Source organism: Pseudomonas sp. RT4P38 (assembly GCF_054897765.1).
This window is the reverse complement of record NZ_CM142703.1, coordinates 5,738,425-5,755,662: the sequence shown is the minus strand read 5'-3', so window position 1 is coordinate 5,755,662 and position 17,238 is coordinate 5,738,425. Positions and strand designations below refer to the sequence as shown.

Below are 17,238 nucleotides of genomic sequence, written 5' to 3'. Positions count from 1 at the left end.
GCCATCGCGAGCAAGCTCGCTCCCACATTAGAATGCATTCCCCCTGTGGGAGCGAGCTTGCTCGCGATGGCTCCGTCACTTCATCCCCAATCTCTTGGCCATCCGCCCAAGATTCGCCCGATCCAAGCCTAGCTCACGCGCCGCACTCGCCCAATTGTTATGGTGCCGTTCCAGACAGGCGTTGATCAGTTGACGTTGATAATCCTCGGTCGCCGCCCGCAAATCTCCCGAGACCAACGCAGCAGGGCTGACAGGGGCTGGCTCGGCTGCAAGCTCGATACTGCCAGTGGGCAAATCCAGATCCGCCGCACTCAAACTGAGAATCTTCGGTCGCTCCTTGCAGTTACCGAGCGCCTTCAAGGCGCTGCGGCCAATCAAGTGCTCCAGCTCCCGCACATTGCCCGGCCATGCATACGCCAGCAATGCAGCCTGTGCATCGCTGTTCAGGCGCAGGCTGTTGAGGCCCATGCGAGAGCGGTTTTGCTCGAGGAAATAGCCGCTGAGCAGCAGCACATCCCGCCCACGATCACGCAGTGCTGGCACCAGCAACGGATAAACGCTCAGGCGGTGATAAAAGTCGGCACGGTAGCGGCCGCTGCGCACTTCCTCGGCCAGATCGCGGTTGGTCGCGGCGATCAGACGTACGTCCACCTGATGTTCTTTATCCGAACCCAACCGCTGCAATTGACCGCTTTGCAGGACTCGCAGCAATTTGGCCTGGACGGTCAGGGACAGCTCACCGACTTCATCGAGAAACAGCGTGCCGCCATTGGCCAGTTCAAACTTGCCGCGTCGATCGTTCATTGCGCCGGTGAAGGCACCGCGGACATGGCCGAACAACTCGCTCTCCACCAGCGTGTCCGGCAACGCGGCGCAGTTGAGGCTGATGATCGGCTTGTCGGCCCGGGGCGATGCGGCGTGGATGGCTTGGGCGACCAGTTCCTTGCCGACCCCGGTTTCGCCGGTGATCAGCACGGTAAGATCGCTGCCGCCCACCAGATTGATTTCTTCCACCAACCGTTTGTGGGCCTTGCTCTGGCCAATCATCTCGCGGTGCTGCTGGCCGCTGGCTTGTCGGTAAACCTCGGCACGCTGATGTTCGTCTTCGACACGATTAGCCAAGCGTTCGATGCGCTCGGCGGCGTTGACGGTGGCGGCGGCGAGGCTGGCGAAGGCTTCCAGGGCGTCCAGTTCGATCGGTTCGAAGCGCTCCGGATCGAGTGCGTCAAGGGTCAGCAAACCCCACGGACGCTCGTCGATAAACAGCGGGCAACCCATGCAGTCATGGACTTCCAGATGATCGTCGAGGCCATCGACCAGGCCGTCGTAAGGGTCGGGCAAGTCGCTGTCAGCGGCGAAACGGGTCGGCCCGTGACTGCTGAGCAGCGCTTCGAAACGCGGGTGTTCGCTGACTTTGAAGCGCCGGCCGAGGGTGTCGGTGCTCAGCCCGTCGACGGCCAGCGGCACCAGCCATTCGCCATCAAGGCGCAGCAGGGCAGCAGCATCGCACGGGAGCAAGGCGCGCATGGCTTCGAGCAAGCGCCGATAACGCTCGCCTTCGGGGAGTTCACGGGACAGGTCGGAGACCAGTGGCAGCAGGGCGGTGAGTAGAGATTTTGCAGTCATAGTGACTCCGTGTAGTCGGTATGACTATAAAACAGTCTGTGTCGATATGACTACTAAGAACTCAAGTGATTGATTTATAACGTTTTAATTTATGGCACGGAAACTGATAAGCATTAGGCAATCAGTTAGTAATCCAAGTAGATCAGGAGTCGCCTTATGCTTAGCGTTCAAGACCGTGCAATCGTCAAATCCACCGTGCCCTTGCTGGAAAGCGGTGGCGAAGCGTTGATCACTCATTTCTACCGCATGATGCTCTCCGAGTACCCGGAAGTTCGCCCGCTGTTCAACCAGGCTCACCAGGCCAGCGGTGATCAGCCGCGTGCCCTGGCAAACGGTGTCTTGATGTATGCGCGGCACATCGACCAACTCGACCAGTTGGGTGACCTGGTGGCCAAGATCATCAACAAGCACGTGGCCCTGCAAATTCTCCCGGAACATTACCCGATTGTCGGCGCCTGCCTGCTGCGAGCTATCTCCGAAGTGCTGGGCGACGAGATCGCCACACCTGAAGTGATGGCCGCCTGGGGGGCTGCTTACGGTCAATTGGCCGACATCCTGATCGGCGCCGAAACCAGCATCTATGACCAGAAGGAACAGGCTCCGGGCGGCTGGCGCGGGGCGCGGGAATTCATCGTGGTGGCCAAGGTCGACGAAAGCGCGGAAATCACCTCGTTCTACTTCGAACCGGCCGACAAAGGCCCGATTCTGGCGGCAGAGCCAGGCCAGTACATCGGCATGCAACTGATCCTCGAGGGCGAAGAGATTCGTCGTAACTATTCACTGTCGGCCTTGGCCAACAAGGGCCAGTACCGCATCAGTGTCAAACGTGAAACCGGTGGCCGCGCCTCCAACCATTTGCACGATCAGCTGCATGTAGGCTCCAGCATCCAGCTGTTCCCGCCATCGGGCGAATTCACCCTGACCGAAAGCGACAAACCGTTGGTGCTGATCAGCGGCGGCGTCGGCATCACTCCGACTTTGGCGATGCTCGAAGCGGCGCTGGCGACCGAGCGGCCGGTGCACTTTATTCACTGCGCACGCAACGGTAGCGTTCACGCCTTCCGCGACTGGATCGATGGTTTGGCCGAGCGTCACCCGCAACTCAAACGCTTCTATTGCTATGACGAAGATGATGGCGTGAGTCCGGCGGCGCACAAGGTTGGCCTGTTGAGCCAGGAGCAACTGGGCGAGTGGTTGCCGCAACAGCGCGATCTGGACGCGTACTTCCTCGGGCCTAAAGGCTTCATGGCGGCGATCAAACGTCACCTCAAAGCCTTGGGTGTGCCGGAGAAACAAAGCCGTTACGAATTCTTCGGACCGGCTTCGTCGTTGGAGTAACGCTAACGCCGGGTAGTCTGTGGCGAGGGAGCTCAGCCCTTCACTTCCTTCAAATGTTTGTACACCGTCGCCCGGCCCATGTTCAGCACGTTCGCCACATAGTTGGAGGCGCTTTTACCTTTGAAGGCGCCTTCGGCGTGCAGTGCCAGCACCAGTTCGCGTTTATGGTCGCGGGTCAGCAGGTTCAGGCTCAGCTGACGTTCGCGCAGCCAGGCGTGGAGGAAGGTGTTGATCCGCTCCTGCCAGTCATCGCGAAACAGCGAATCGGGTTGCGGAATCAACTTGCTCGGTGACAGGAACAGATCCAAAGCGGCCTTGGCATTTTCGAACAACGAAATATTCAGATTGATGCACAGCACCGCCAGCGGATGGCCTTCACTGTCGCGCAGCACGCTGCTCAGGCTGCGAATCTTCTGACCATCCCAATTGAGCTTTTCGTACGGCCCGATGTTTCGTTCGCTGATCTCTTCGCTGAGCATGTCCTCCAGCGCCGAGTCGTCACCGACTTCGCGCTTGGACAGGTTGTTGGCGATGTAGTCGACCTTCTGCGTGCGCAGATCGTGCAGCACCACCTCGGCGTGAGGAAAGAACAATGTGGCGATGGCATCGGCGATCGCGCGGAAGTTGTCCAGCGGCGAGCTCTTCAATGCAGAGTCATCACCGGCCGGTTCTTGTTCTTGGGCGTTCATAAAGTGGAGCTCCAGGCAACATCAGCGCCCTGTCAAAAAAGGGCGCTGGAAGTTTGCCGCAATCGTGTCGACACGTCACCTGAGTCTGAACGTCAGCCCAGCCGAGTGGGGGAGAGCATCTCGGTGTTCAGACCGAAGCGAGTCAGTTGCTCGGGCAAGGCTTCACTGCGCACCAGTGCAGCGCTGGCCTGGCCCATGGCCGGCGAGGTCTGGATGCCATAACCGCCTTGTGCCGCTACCCAGAATAGCCCCGGTACCTGCGGATCGAAACCGGACAGCAAATCACCGTCGCTCACGAAACTGCGCAAGCCGGCCCAGGTGCGGGTCGGACGGCGGATGGTCAGGGTGGTGGCTTCTTCGATCTGGTAGATGCCCATCGCGATGTCCAGCTCTTCGGGCTGCACGTCGTGCGGTTCTACCGGGTCGGCGTTGGCTGGCGAGCCGAGAAACATCCCCGCGTCGGGCTTCATGTAGAAGGATTCGTCGAGGCTGACCAACATTGGCCAATGGTGGATGTCCACGCCCTCGGGGCCGGCGAAGATGAACGCTGCGCGCCGCTTGGGTTGCAGACCCAGTGGTTTGGCACCGGCCAGCTCACCGATTTTGTCGGCCCAGGCGCCTGCCGCGTTGATGATGATCGGGGCGCTGAAGGTCTGTCCGTTGGTTTGTACTTGCCATACACCCTCGGCATCACGGGTCAGGCTCAGGACTTCACTGTCGGTATGAACTTCGCCCTTGTTGCGTCGGATACCGCGCAGGTAACCCTGGTGCAGGGCATCGGTGTCGATGTCGCTGGCGGTCGGGTCGTAAATCGCGCCATGGACTTTTTCCCGGCGCAGAATCGGCAGGCGCACGCAGGCCTCGTCGGCGCTGAGCAGCTGCATCTCCGGCACCGTGGCTTTGGCGCTCAAGTATTGATTGTTCAGTTCGGCCGGGTCACCGGTGAAATCCACGGTCATCTCGCCGCGCGGGGTCAGCAGCGGGTGTTCGCAGAAACCGGCCGGCGGCGCGTCGAAGAAGTCGCGACTGGCCAGGGTCAGCGCTCGAACTTGAGGCGTACCGTAGGCGGCGGTAAACAGCGCGGCCGAACGTCCGGTGGAGTGGTAAGCCGGATGGGACTCGCGTTCGAGCACGATCACTCGGGCGTGCTGCGACAACCAGAAACCGGTGGAAGCGCCGGCAATCCCGCCGCCGATGATGATGAAGTCTGCCTGGCTCATGAACGTCTCCTGATGGGCGCAAAGACCGAATGTGTGGATGACCCCTGTAGGAGCGAGGCTTGCCCGCGAAGGCGGTGCATCAGTCTAAATTTATGTTTACTGACACACCGCCTTCGCGGGCAAGCCTCGCTCCTACAAGGGTTCGTGGTGTTAGCGCTGCAAGCGGTAAAGGGCATTGGCCAGTGCAATGTCTTCCAGGCCCAGGCCAATGGAGCGGAAGAACACATGACGGTCATAGCCAGGGCGCTGGACTTTTTCGCTGAGCAGATCGGGCAGGTCGCCGATGATCGCGTTTTTGTCCCAGCCATGTTGTTCACCGGCAATCAGCATCTCGCCGGCCGAGCCCGGGGTGGTCAGACGATAGTCGCAGAACACTTGCATGTCGTTGAGGCTCTGCGGCGGCACTTCATGGGCACGCGGCGCGTTGGTGCTGATGGAGGTGATCAGTGCCGGTTTGCTCAAGCTTGACGGGTCGATCACCGGGCCTGCGGACGAGGTGCAGAGCATGATCACATCGGCGTCTTGAACGGCCGCTTCACGACTGTCGACGATGGTCAGGCGTGGATCGAGACTTTGGAGCTGTGCCAATACTTCGGGATTCTTGTCGCTCAGGCTCGGCGAGTAGAGGCTGATGCTTTGCCAGTCGCGCAGGCCTTTGACGTAGTGCAAGTGCGCCTGGGCGACCTTGCCGCTGCCGATGATCGCCAGGCGTCGGGCTTTCAGCGGGGCGAGGGCGTCGACCGCCACGGCGGTTGTTGCTGCGGTGCGTGCCGTGGTCAGTTCACCGGCATCGCAGAGCAGCAACGGCTGGCCGGTCTGCATCGACATCAGCAGCGTCCAGGCGGTCACCAGTGGGCCTTGTTCTCGCACGATGTACGGCGAGGTCTTGACCCCGTAAACGCCGTCTTCGGCCAGCACGCCCAGGTAGTTGATGAAGTCGCCAGCGCCCTGTGGAAACTCCACCAGTTGCTGCGCCGGTTGCACAGCTTGCCCGGCGGCCAGGTCGCGGAACAGTTTGCGCAGGATCTGCGGCACGTCGACCTGCGCCAGCAACTCGCTGGCCTGAGCTTGGGTGATCACGTAAGGCGTACTGGACATGGTCGGCTCCGGGAGCTGGAAGTAAACTAATTTGTCCATTATGGACTTTTAGTTATCGCGAGCAAGCTCCTGTTGAAAAAAAATCCGGACGAAAAAAAAGCGCAGTCCGTTTCCGGCTGCGCCTTTTTTAATGCGACCCGCGTTACGGGCGCTTACGCTCAACCGCCCGCAGTAGATGCGTCGGTGGTGTTTCACAGCTGATCTTGCGACCCAGCAGCGCCTCGATGGACGGTAGCTGGTAGGAGTCGTCTTCACCGGCAAAACTGATGGACACGCCATCGGCGCCAGCACGACCGGTGCGACCGATACGGTGAACGTAGTCGTCCGGGACTTCCGGCAGGGTGAAGTTGATCACATGGCTGATGCCGTCGATGTGAATGCCGCGGCCGGCCACATCGGTGGCGACCAGTACGCGGATCTTGCCTTCGCGGAAACCTTCGAGGGTCTTGATGCGCTTGTGCTGCGGCACGTCGCCGGACAGTTGCGCGGCGTTGACGCCATCACGCACCAGGCGTTCTTCGATGCGCCGCACTTCATCCTTGCGGTTGGCGAACACCATCACCCGCTCCCAGCCGTTGTCGTTGACCAGGTTGTAGAGCAGTTTGTATTTGTCGGCACCGGCGACGGCGTAAATGTGTTGCTCGACGTTTTCGCTGGCCACGTTCTGCGACTCGATCTCGACGATCGACGGGTCGGTGGTCCATTGCTTGGCCAGGTTCATCACGTCTTCGGTGAAGGTCGCGGAGAACAGCAGCGTCTGACGCTCGTCCTTCGGCGGAGTCTGGCGAATGATCTGACGCACTTGTGGGATGAAACCCATGTCGAGCATCCGGTCGGCTTCGTCCAGGACCATGACTTCGACCATGTCCAGGTGCACGTCGCCGCGCTGGTTGAAGTCCAGCAGACGGCCCGGAGTGGCCACGAGGATGTCGCAATGACGGGCTTCGAGGTGCTTGAGCTGCTTGTCGAAGTCCATGCCGCCGACAAACGTCATGACGTTGAGGCCGGTGTACTTGGTCAGGTCGGCCGCGTCCTTGGCGATCTGCACCACCAGTTCACGGGTCGGCGCAATGATCAGTGCCCGCGGCTCACCCATGTAACGCTCTTTCGGCGGTGGGGTTTGCAGCAGTTGGGTGATGATCGAAATCAGGAACGCGGCGGTTTTGCCGGTGCCGGTCTGGGCGCGACCGATGGCGTCTTTGCCCGCCAGGGTGAAGCCAAGCACCTGTGCCTGAATCGGCGTGCAATACGGGAAGCCCAGGTCCTGGATGGCGTGCATCAGTTCAGGGGCGAGTTTGAAATCGTGGAAACGGGTTTTGCCTTCTTGGGGTTCGACGGCGAAGTCTTCTAGTTTCCAGGGGATAACCGGCGCTTTTGGCTTCGGTTCGCGACGCGGTTTGGCAGGTTTCGCAGCTTCGCTGCTCGGTTCTTCAGAGGCTTGAGCCTCAACGGGTTGGACGGCCGGTGTGGCCATCGGTTCGTGCTTCGGTACCGCTACGGTTGCGGTCCGGCCAGACTGATTACCGTCGGAGCGGTGGCTGGGATGGTGAGACGGAGCGCTGGAGACTGGCGCGAGCTGCTCAGTCTCGCTTTTACCGAACATTTTCTTGAGTGCTTTGAGCACGGTCATCTCATCAATTGGTTAAGTGCCGGCCAGTGTAATGCAAGAACCGGGCGCGGCGTAGTGGGAGGGATCAATGGGCTGTTTTTCACTCAGCCGTTAGCGCAAACGCTCCGCGAGCCAGACACCGATGTCGCGAATCTCCTCGGGTAACACTTCGTGACCCATTGGGTATTCCTGCCATGTCGCGGTGACACCATGCTGCTTTAAATACTCGTAGGCGGTCCGGCCCATGGCGTTTTGAACGACGTCATCGTACTGGCCGTGCAAAGACAGCACAGGAATGCGCTGCTGGCTGGCGCAAAGCTCCAGGTCCTCGCTGAAGGTCGGTGCATAAGTCGAGAGGGCAAGTACGCCACCCAACGGCCCCTGCCATTTCAGAAACGCGGTGTGTAACACCACCGCGCCACCTTGGGAAAAACCTGCCAGAAAAACTCGCGAGGCGTCTATTCCGCTGGCGCGCTGCTCTTCTATCAAATCAAAGACCCTTTGCGCCGACGCTTCCAGCTGCTCGCGGTTGATCGCGCGCGCGGGGCTCATGGCCAATATGTCGTACCAGCTTGGCATCTCGTAACCACCATTGATGGTCACGGCGCAGGTCGGTGCCTGAGGGAGAACGAAGCGAGTTGTCAGCAGGCTTTCCTGAAGCGCTTCGGCCACCGGCAGGAAGTCGTAGCGGTCAGCGCCCAGGCCGTGCAGCCATATAACGCAGGCATCTGCGGGCTTGACGGGTTGAAGAATCAAGGGCTCGGTCATGGCTGCTCCAATTTTGTGCAGGCGCTCTCAGTAAGTGCGACGTCTGAGTGCGCGTCAGGTTGATCCGTTAAGAAGATGTCGCAAGGCTACAAGTTTTGCTATTGACCTGTCGCTGAACGGGTTCGGCGAGCGGTCTGGTACGGGCTTTGCTATGGGAAAGCCTGTACGAAAAATCCCACGCCTGTCGGTAACACTATCAGGCCATTGTTCGTGGTGGGATAGCAAAGAATCCGGTGATGGATGTTCGCCAGTGGCCGCTACGGGCTTCGCGAACGTGAAAGGGCTACAGCCCGTTCGGCCGATTGGTGAGAAGTGAGTTGTCCATGATGTGGATTTTCTCCTACTAGACTCATAGCGCAGGTCTTACGTCGGTTGACCCCAAAAAAAGCCAACACGGGTCAACAACGCCTCATAAGGGTGCGACTGGACTCAAGCTCCGACACAACAAGAGCAAAACTGGAGGTTTGAATGAAGATGTTGAAATCCACCCTGGCTATCGTAACTGCAGCCGCAGTACTCGGTGTCAGTGGGTTCGCTCAGGCGGGTGCAACCCTGGATGCAGTGCAGAAAAAAGGTTTCGTACAGTGCGGTGTAAGTGACGGTCTGCCGGGCTTCTCGGTTCCGGACTCCACTGGCAAGATCATCGGCATCGACGCTGACGTCTGCCGCGCTGTGGCCGCTGCCGTTTTCGGCGACGCGACCAAAGTCAAATTCAGCCAGTTGAACGCAAAAGAGCGCTTCACCGCGCTGCAGTCCGGCGAAATCGACGTGCTGTCGCGTAACACCACCTGGACCAGCTCGCGCGATTCGGGCATGGGTCTGGTGTTTGCCGGCGTGACGTACTACGACGGCATCGGCTTCCTGGTGAACAACAAACTGGGTGTGAAGAGCGCTAAAGAGCTCGACGGCGCCACCATCTGCATTCAAGCCGGTACCACGACCGAGCTGAACGTTTCCGACTACTTCCGCGGCAACGGTCTGAAATACACCCCGATCACCTTCGACACCTCCGATGAAAGCGCCAAGTCGCTGGAATCCGGTCGTTGCGACGTGCTGACCTCCGACAAATCCCAGCTCTACGCACAACGCAGCAAGCTGGCGACCCCGACCGACTACGTCGTTCTGCCGGAAACCATCTCCAAGGAGCCTCTGGGCCCGGTCGTGCGTAAAGGCGACGAAGAGTGGTTCAGCATTGTGAAGTGGACCTTGTTCGCCATGGTCAACGCTGAAGAAATGGGCATCACCCAGAAGAACGTTGAAGCTGAAGCCAAAGCCACCAAGAACCCGGACGTTGCTCGTCTGCTGGGCGCTGACGGTGAATACGGCAAAGACCTGAAAGTGAAGAAAGACTGGGTCGTTCAGATCGTCAAGCAAGTGGGTAACTACGGTGAAGTGTTCGAGAAAAACCTCGGCAAGGGCACTCCACTGGCCATTGACCGCGGGCTGAACGCTCTGTGGAACAACGGCGGCATTCAATACGCACCACCAGTGCGCTGATGGTTCTATCACCCGGTGGGCCAACCGCCGGGTGATGTTCTGTTCCATTATTTGCGGGGCACTTCATGCAAAATTCAATCGGCGCACCAAAGCAGAGGCTCAGCCTCAGCGATCCGAAAGTGCGTGCGTGGCTATTTCAGATCATCACCATTGTGGCGGTGGTCTCGATGGGCTGGTATCTGTTCGATAACACACAGACCAACCTTCAGCACCGGGGCATTACCTCCGGCTTCAGCTTTCTGGAGCGCAGTGCCGGTTTCGGCATCGCTCAACACCTGATCGACTACACCGAATCGGACAGTTATGCCCGGGTGTTTGTCATCGGCTTGCTCAACACGCTACTGGTGACTTTCATCGGCGTGATCCTGGCGACGATCCTCGGGTTCATCGTCGGTGTGTCACGGCTGTCGAAGAACTGGATCATTGCCAAACTGGCGACTGTTTATGTGGAAGTCTTCCGCAACATTCCGCCGCTGCTGCAAATCCTGTTCTGGTACTTCGCGGTGTTCCTGACCATGCCAGGGCCACGCAACAGCCATAACTTCGGCGACACCTTCTTCGTCAGCAGTCGCGGCCTGAATATGCCCGCAGCGTTGGCGGCGGACGGTTTCTGGCCGTTTGTGGTCAGCGTCGTCGTGGCCATCGTCGCCATCGTGCTGATGTGCCGCTGGGCCAACAAACGCTTCGAAGCCACCGGCGTTCCGTTTCGCAAGTTCTGGACCGGCCTGGCGCTGTTGCTGGTGATCCCGGCGCTGTGTGCGCTGATCTTCGGCGCGCCGCTGCACTGGGAAATGCCGGAGCTCAAGGGCTTCAACTTCGTCGGTGGCTGGGTGCTGATCCCGGAACTGCTGGCGCTGACCCTGGCCCTGACGGTGTACACCGCGGCGTTCATCGCCGAGATCGTGCGTTCGGGCATCAAGTCGGTCAGCCACGGCCAGACCGAAGCGGCGCACTCGTTGGGTTTGCGCAACGGTCCGACGCTGCGCAAGGTGATCATCCCGCAAGCCCTGCGCGTGATCATTCCACCGCTGACCAGCCAATACCTGAACCTGGCGAAGAACTCCTCGTTGGCGGCCGGTATCGGTTATCCGGAAATGGTCTCGTTGTTTGCCGGTACGGTGCTGAACCAGACCGGGCAGGCGATCGAGGTGATTGCCATCACCATGAGCGTGTACCTGGCGATCAGTATCAGCATTTCCCTGCTGATGAACTGGTACAACAAGCGCATTGCGCTGATCGAGCGGTAAGGAAAAGCGCATGAGTACTCATACTTTCAAACCTGACATGCCACCCCCGAGCCGCAGCATCGGTGTCGTGGCGTGGATGCGCGCCAACATGTTCTCCAGCTGGCTCAACACCCTGCTGACCCTGTTCGCGTTCTACCTGATCTACCTGGTGGTGCCGCCGATCCTGAGCTGGGCGATCCTCGATGCCAACTGGGTCGGCACCACCCAGGCTGACTGCACCAAGGAGGGCGCCTGCTGGGTGTTCATCCAGCAGCGCTTCGGTCAGTTCATGTACGGCTACTACCCGGTGGACCTGCGCTGGCGCGTGGACCTGACCGTGTGGCTGGCGGTCATCGGCGTGGCACCGTTGTTCATCTCGCGTTTTCACCATAAAGCGGTGTATGGCCTGAGCTTCCTGGTGCTGTACCCGATCATTGCCTGGTGCCTGCTGCACGGCGGCGTGTTCGGCCTGAGCGCCGTGGCGACCAGCCAATGGGGCGGCCTGATGCTGACCCTGGTGATCGCCACCGTCGGTATTGCCGGCGCGCTGCCGCTGGGGATTGTCCTGGCGCTGGGCCGTCGTTCGAACATGCCGGCGATTCGGGTGGTCTGCGTGACCTTCATCGAATTCTGGCGCGGCGTGCCGTTGATCACGGTGCTGTTCATGTCCTCGGTGATGCTGCCGTTGTTCCTGCCTGAAGGCATGAACTTCGACAAACTGCTGCGGGCGCTGATCGGCGTGATCCTGTTCCAGTCGGCTTACGTGGCCGAAGTGGTGCGCGGTGGTCTGCAAGCGATTCCCAAAGGTCAGTACGAAGCGGCTGCCGCGATGGGCCTCGGTTACTGGCGCAGCATGGGCCTGGTGATTCTGCCGCAAGCCCTGAAGATGGTGATCCCTGGCATCGTCAACACCTTCATTGCGCTGTTCAAGGACACGAGCCTGGTGATCATCATCGGCCTGTTCGACTTGCTCAACAGCGTCAAACAAGCCGCCGCCGACCCGAAATGGTTGGGCATGGCCACCGAAGGCTATGTGTTCGCGGCCCTGGTGTTCTGGATTTTCTGTTTTGGTATGTCCCGCTATTCCATGCATTTGGAACGTAAGCTGGACACTGGCCACAAGCGTTAGGAGCGTAGTTTATGAGTGAAGCGATCAAACAGCCTGTGAGCCCTGAAGGCATTATTCAGATGCAGGGCGTGAACAAGTGGTACGGCCAGTTCCACGTGTTGAAAGACATCAACCTGAACGTTAAACAGGGCGAGCGTATCGTCCTGTGCGGCCCGTCGGGTTCCGGCAAGTCCACCACCATTCGTTGCCTCAACCGTCTGGAAGAACACCAGCAGGGCCGCATCGTGGTCGATGGCGTGGAGCTGACCAACGACCTCAAGCAGATCGAATCGGTCCGCCGTGAAGTGGGCATGGTGTTCCAGCACTTCAACCTGTTCCCGCACCTGACCATCCTGCAGAACTGCACGCTGGCGCCGATGTGGGTGCGCAAGATGCCCAAGCGCAAGGCCGAAGAAATCGCCATGCATTACCTGGAACGCGTCCGCATTCCGGAGCAGGCGCATAAATTCCCGGGGCAACTGTCCGGCGGTCAGCAACAGCGCGTGGCGATTGCCCGTGCCTTGTGCATGAAACCGAAAATCATGCTGTTCGATGAACCGACCTCGGCGCTCGACCCGGAAATGGTGAAAGAGGTTCTGGACACCATGATCGGCCTGGCCGAAGACGGCATGACCATGCTCTGCGTGACCCACGAAATGGGCTTCGCCCGCACCGTGGCCAATCGCGTGATCTTCATGGACAAGGGCGAAATCGTCGAACAGGCCGCGCCGAACGACTTCTTCGATAACCCGCAGAATGAGCGTACGAAGCTGTTCCTGAGCCAGATTCTGCATTGATCGGCACTTGGCAGTGAAATAAACCCGGACAATGTTCCGGGTTTATTTTTTGTCTGGGGTTATTGCGTCAGAACGGTTTCCTGTTCCGGATGACGTGTCGCCAACAGCTGCTTTAAATCGGCGCCCTCGCGGAGCGCGTGCACCTCGGCCATCAGATGCGGGTGACGATCCAGCAAACGCATCAGCGTAAACAGCGGCTGAGGAGGGGCGAGTTCACCGCGCTCGTAGCGGGAAAACGCATTGTGCCCGCCGCCGGAGAGTAGCTTCACCGCGTCTTTCTGCGTGAGGTGCAATTTGCGGCGGATGCGTTTTATCTCGGATCCCATGACTTGAAAGCAGTTTTCCAGCAGTTGATCGCCTGCATCGACGTATCGTTCGGCGCTATCGGTGTCATCGTCGAAAATGATTTCACCACAGAATGTGCACTCCCAACCGGCGAGATCGTGCACCATCCGTGACATTTGCTTGTAGTTCACACTAAGGCTGCGTCCCTCGAAGTGTTGCATTCCGTCTTGAGTGCCGCAGCTCATGCATTGCCGTACTTTCATGAATTTTTCTCCTTGAAGGAGACCACCGGAGCGCCGCCGCCGGGGCAGTAGGTCACTTTGATGTAAATCTCCAGATCACTGAATGTTGTGTGGTACACGTCCTGCCAGATTCGGTGGTCCACATAAGAGGTCATGGATTTGTAGAGCATCCTGCGCTCGAGTGCGCAGACTACTTTCGCCATTCCCCAATGCGTCAATCCCATATCCTTAGCTGTTTCCAGCGCTCGCTTGGTGAATGCTTTTTTCCCTTATCGGACAACCTCCGCCTTGACCACTGCCAAGTCGTAATGAGGTGTGTTCTTTTCCATAAGACACTTCAACTCTGAGATAAAAATTACCCTTAAAGGGTAATTTTAACAATCGAAAATCCCGCTCCTTTTCCAGCCTCTTAACCCTAGGCGGTTGTCCTCTCGGACGAAGCTGACTAACATGTCAGAAAATTCATCCTATGATTGGATGAAAGGGCGAATCCTATGTCAGACATTTCTCCGCTAGTTAAACGGTCCCTGGTCGATCAGGCACTGGACCAGTTACGCCTGCGCATCACCGAAGGCGTCTGGACGGTCGGCCAGCGTTTACCCACCGAACCTGAGCTGTCCGCCGAGCTGGGCATCAGCCGCAACACCGTGCGTGAAGCCATGCGCGTATTGGCGTTTTCCGGGTTGATCGAAATCCGTCAGGGCGACGGCAGCTTTTTGCGGGCGGTGGTTGATCCGCTCGACACCCTGAAGGCGTTGTCCCGCTGCTCCCACGAGCAAGCCCGGGAAACACGGCACATTCTGGAAGTCGAGGCCATCGGCCTGGCCGCGTTGCGTCGTACCGACGAAGACCTGGTGGCATTGCGCGAGGCGTTAGGCGTCAGTGGCAGTCACTACCACGGCGATCTCGACACTTATATCGCCTGCGATCTGGTGTTCCACCGCCGTCTGGTGGACGCCGCGCACAACCCGACGCTCAGCGAGCTGTATCGCTATTTCTCCAGCATCGTCGGTGCGCATCTGCGCGAGACCCTGAACATCAGCCCCCGACGCCAGGAGGTGTTCGACCTTCATATCGCACTGCTTGATGCCGTCGAGCAACGCGACCCGGAGCGGGCCAAAGCCCTTTCGAGGCAGTTGATCAATGAACCTTGAAACCGAGAATTCCATGTCTGCCAATAACAGCAACATCACGCAACCCAAGCGCACGGCGGAACTCGAAGAACTGCTGATCGATGCCGAGGCCAATGACGAACAGGTCCAGCAAAGCCACCCGATCCTGCGTCGTCCGTGGCTGTTGCTGCTGGGCCTGATTCTGGTGGCGCTGAACCTGCGCCCGGCGCTGTCGAGCATGGCGCCGATGCTCAGCGAGATCTCGAAGACCCTCGGTTTGTCGGCAGCTCAGGCCGGTTTGCTGACGACGTTGCCGGTGCTGTGCCTCGGCTTGTTTGCACCGCTGGCGCCCGTGCTGGCACGACGTTTCGGCGCCGAACGGGTGGTATTGGGAATTCTTTTGATGTTGGCCGGCGGGATCATCCTGCGCAGTTCGTTCGGCACAATCGGCCTGTTTGCCGGCAGCGTGCTGGCCGGTGCGAGCATCGGCGTGATCGGCGTTTTGTTGCCGGGCATCGTCAAGCGCGACTTCGCTAAACACGCCGGGACCATGACCGGCGTCTACACCATGGCGCTGTGTCTGGGCGCGGCGATGGCGGCGGGCGCGACCGTGCCGTTTAGCGAGCATTTCGACAAGAGCTGGGCGCTGGGCCTCGGCTTCTGGGTGGTGCCGGCATTGGTCGCGGCGATTTTCTGGTTGCCCCAAGTCGGTCAGAAACACGGCGCGCACAACGTCGCCTATCGGGTTCGCGGTCTGTTGCGTGATCCGCTGGCCTGGCAAGTGACGCTCTACATGGGCCTGCAATCGTCCCTGGCCTACATCGTGTTCGGCTGGTTGCCATCGATCCTGATTGGCCGCGGCCTGACCCCGACTCAGGCCGGCCTGGTGCTCTCGGGTTCTGTCCTTATCCAGTTGGCCAGTTCACTGGCCGCGCCGTGGCTGGCGACCCGCGGCAAGGATCAGCGTCTGGCGATCGTCATCGTCATGCTGCTGACCCTTGGCGGTTTGTTCGGTTGCCTCTACGCACCGATCGAAGGCTTGTGGGGTTGGGCGATCCTGCTCGGTCTGGGGCAGGGCGGTACGTTCAGTCTGGCGCTGACGCTGATTGTGCTGCGCTCGCGGGACTCGCATGTCGCGGCGAACCTGTCGAGCATGGCCCAGGGCTTCGGTTACACCCTGGCGTCCATGGGGCCGTTCGCGGTCGGTATCGTGCATGACTGGACCGGCGGCTGGAACGCCCTGGGCTGGATCTTCGCCATCATTGGCCTCGGGGCGATCATTGCCGGTCTCGGCGCCGGACGTTCGCTGTACGTCCAGGTCGAAAGCGAAAAGGTCTGACACCCGCGCACTGTCGGTATTCGGCTCACGAATGCCGATAGTGTTCCGCGCGTTTGTTGACTATCGTGCAGGCAATCTTTTGAAGTCACTTTGCACATCTATTTGCACATCGGGGAGCCTGCCCATGAGTGATGCCCACAGCGCATTGATCACCCAGTTCTACCAAGCCTTCCAGCGGCTGGATGCCGAGGCCATGAGCGCCTGCTACACCGACGACGTGGTATTCAGTGATCCAGCATTCGGCGAACTGCGCGGCCGCGATGCCGGCGACATGTGGCGCATGCTCACCACCCGGGCCAAGGACTTTTCCCTGACGTTCGATAACGTGCGCAGCGATGAGCGCACCGGTGGTGCCCATTGGGTGGCAACGTACCTGTTCAGCCAGACCGGCAACACGGTGGTCAACGATATTCAGGCGCGCTTCGTTTTTCGCGACGGCAAGATCTGCGAGCATCACGACAGCTTCCACATGTGGACTTGGTCCCGGCAGGCGCTGGGGTTCAAAGGGCTGCTATTGGGCTGGACGCCAGCGGTGAGAAACGCCGTTCGAGCTCAAGCCTTGAAGGGGCTGAAGGCATTCCAGGCCAGTCGCTGATAAGATCGCGGCTTGTTTCCTACAAGCCTTGATCGTCACGTGAACACCCTCAGCGAAATCTCCGTCGATGCCGACTCGCCGGTGAGTAAACCCTGGTTCGTCTACCTCGTTCGCGCGGCCAATGGTTCGCTCTACTGCGGGATCAGCGATGATCCTGTGCGCCGCTTCGCTACTCACCAGAGCGGCAAGGGTGCGCGATTCTTCCTCTCCAGTCCGGCCGTGGCCTTGGTTTACACCGAAGCCTGCCGCGACAAAAGCGAAGCGCTGCGCCAGGAACGCTTGATCAAAAAACTCAAGAAAAGCGCCAAGGAATGCTTGGTGGCGAGTGCTGCCGCAGACTTGTCAATCTGATTGTTTGATCAAGAACGTGAGTTCTGAAGCTATGTACTAAGCCTGCAGTCGCGCAAGCCTCGCTCAAGTGTGCTTCTTAATGGAGGGGCAGACTCGGTGATCGGGATCGTACCAAAGTACTCGCATAACCTCACGTTCTCGAATACAGAAAACTCGTTTGGGCCCAGTAATGCGAAACGACATTAGGGAGTCAATGTCGTCTTGTTGGATTTCCTGGAGACGTTGTCGCGCCTCTTTCGATAGGTCAGCTATCTCAATGTCATGGGACCCGCTTTCGCGTATCTCCCGTGCACACATGGTTTCAAAGCAGTGCAAGCGCTCCATTACTGCTTTGTAGT

At 59.3% G+C, this 17,238-nt stretch carries 16 protein-coding genes and 1 pseudogene; 9 read left to right on the top strand and 8 right to left on the bottom strand.

Annotated features, from left to right (window positions below; all coding sequences use genetic code 11):
• Positions 1-75: 75 nt before the first annotated feature.
• Complete coding sequence (gene norR, locus ACYZT7_RS26725) at positions 76-1,626, bottom strand: nitric oxide reductase transcriptional regulator NorR (protein WP_462038865.1); 1,551 nt, start codon at positions 1,624-1,626, stop codon at positions 76-78.
• Positions 1,627-1,782: 156 nt separating this feature from the next.
• Between norR and hmpA the strand changes: the two genes are divergently transcribed.
• Positions 1,783-2,964 carry an NO-inducible flavohemoprotein gene (gene hmpA, locus ACYZT7_RS26720; protein ID WP_462038864.1) on the top strand — a complete coding sequence of 394 codons (1,182 nt, stop codon included), beginning with the start codon at positions 1,783-1,785 and terminating at the stop codon, positions 2,962-2,964.
• A 32-nt stretch (positions 2,965-2,996) separates the two neighbouring features.
• Here the strand turns inward: hmpA and ACYZT7_RS26715 are convergent, their stop codons facing one another.
• The 5 genes from ACYZT7_RS26715 to ACYZT7_RS26695 all read right to left on the bottom strand — a co-directional run bounded on the left by ACYZT7_RS26715 (position 2,997) and on the right by ACYZT7_RS26695 (position 8,348).
• On the bottom strand, positions 2,997-3,653 hold the full coding sequence (locus ACYZT7_RS26715; protein WP_462038863.1) for a helix-turn-helix transcriptional regulator: 657 nt from the start codon (positions 3,651-3,653) through the stop codon (positions 2,997-2,999).
• A 92-nt stretch (positions 3,654-3,745) separates the two neighbouring features.
• Positions 3,746-4,873, bottom strand: coding sequence for an NAD(P)/FAD-dependent oxidoreductase (locus ACYZT7_RS26710; protein ID WP_462038862.1), 1,128 nt, complete (start codon positions 4,871-4,873; stop codon positions 3,746-3,748).
• A gap of 150 nt (positions 4,874-5,023) precedes the next feature.
• Complete coding sequence (locus ACYZT7_RS26705) at positions 5,024-5,971, bottom strand: ornithine cyclodeaminase family protein (protein ID WP_462038861.1); 948 nt, start codon at positions 5,969-5,971, stop codon at positions 5,024-5,026.
• Between the two features lie 142 nt (positions 5,972-6,113).
• Positions 6,114-7,601, bottom strand: coding sequence for an ATP-dependent RNA helicase RhlB (rhlB, locus tag ACYZT7_RS26700; protein WP_462038860.1), 1,488 nt, complete (start codon positions 7,599-7,601; stop codon positions 6,114-6,116).
• A 90-nt stretch (positions 7,602-7,691) separates the two neighbouring features.
• Positions 7,692-8,348 carry an alpha/beta hydrolase gene (locus ACYZT7_RS26695; protein WP_462038859.1) on the bottom strand — a complete coding sequence of 219 codons (657 nt, stop codon included), beginning with the start codon at positions 8,346-8,348 and terminating at the stop codon, positions 7,692-7,694.
• Positions 8,349-8,816: 468 nt separating this feature from the next.
• On the opposite strand from ACYZT7_RS26695, the gene ACYZT7_RS26690 reads away from it, so the two are divergent.
• The 4 genes from ACYZT7_RS26690 (at position 8,817) to ACYZT7_RS26675 (ending at position 12,976) form a co-directional block, all read left to right on the top strand.
• On the top strand, positions 8,817-9,845 hold the full coding sequence (locus ACYZT7_RS26690) for an amino acid ABC transporter substrate-binding protein (protein WP_461957330.1): 1,029 nt from the start codon (positions 8,817-8,819) through the stop codon (positions 9,843-9,845).
• Between the two features lie 65 nt (positions 9,846-9,910).
• On the top strand, positions 9,911-11,092 hold the full coding sequence (locus tag ACYZT7_RS26685) for an amino acid ABC transporter permease (protein WP_462038858.1): 1,182 nt from the start codon (positions 9,911-9,913) through the stop codon (positions 11,090-11,092).
• Between the two features lie 10 nt (positions 11,093-11,102).
• Positions 11,103-12,200 (top strand): amino acid ABC transporter permease, encoded by a 1,098-nt coding sequence (locus tag ACYZT7_RS26680; protein WP_283181585.1) that lies wholly within the window; start codon positions 11,103-11,105, stop codon positions 12,198-12,200.
• A gap of 11 nt (positions 12,201-12,211) precedes the next feature.
• The gene (locus ACYZT7_RS26675; protein ID WP_045062117.1) at positions 12,212-12,976 is read left to right on the top strand and encodes an amino acid ABC transporter ATP-binding protein; all 765 of its coding nucleotides are present in this window, start codon (positions 12,212-12,214) and stop codon (positions 12,974-12,976) included.
• Between the two features lie 59 nt (positions 12,977-13,035).
• Here ACYZT7_RS26675 and ACYZT7_RS26670 read toward each other — a convergent pair whose 3' ends face one another.
• Positions 13,036-13,524, bottom strand: coding sequence for a type II toxin-antitoxin system MqsA family antitoxin (locus ACYZT7_RS26670; RefSeq protein WP_462038857.1), 489 nt, complete (start codon positions 13,522-13,524; stop codon positions 13,036-13,038).
• Positions 13,521-13,832: pseudogene (locus ACYZT7_RS26665) on the bottom strand (type II toxin-antitoxin system MqsR family toxin). Before ACYZT7_RS26665 ends, ACYZT7_RS26670 begins: the two are co-directional and overlap by 4 nt.
• 165 nt (positions 13,833-13,997) lie before the next feature.
• Between ACYZT7_RS26665 and ACYZT7_RS26660 the strand changes: the two are divergent.
• From ACYZT7_RS26660 to ACYZT7_RS26645, 4 genes are all read left to right on the top strand, one after another.
• Complete coding sequence (locus ACYZT7_RS26660; RefSeq protein ID WP_462038856.1) at positions 13,998-14,657, top strand: FadR/GntR family transcriptional regulator; 660 nt, start codon at positions 13,998-14,000, stop codon at positions 14,655-14,657.
• Positions 14,647-15,954 carry a CynX/NimT family MFS transporter gene (locus ACYZT7_RS26655; RefSeq protein ID WP_462038855.1) on the top strand — a complete coding sequence of 436 codons (1,308 nt, stop codon included), beginning with the start codon at positions 14,647-14,649 and terminating at the stop codon, positions 15,952-15,954. The genes ACYZT7_RS26660 and ACYZT7_RS26655 overlap by 11 nt, the downstream gene beginning before the upstream one ends.
• Positions 15,955-16,078: 124 nt before the next feature.
• The gene (locus tag ACYZT7_RS26650; protein WP_462038854.1) at positions 16,079-16,549 is read left to right on the top strand and encodes a nuclear transport factor 2 family protein; all 471 of its coding nucleotides are present in this window, start codon (positions 16,079-16,081) and stop codon (positions 16,547-16,549) included.
• 39 nt (positions 16,550-16,588) lie between these two features.
• The gene (locus tag ACYZT7_RS26645; protein ID WP_462038853.1) at positions 16,589-16,900 is read left to right on the top strand and encodes a GIY-YIG nuclease family protein; all 312 of its coding nucleotides are present in this window, start codon (positions 16,589-16,591) and stop codon (positions 16,898-16,900) included.
• Positions 16,901-17,238 lie beyond the last annotated feature (338 nt).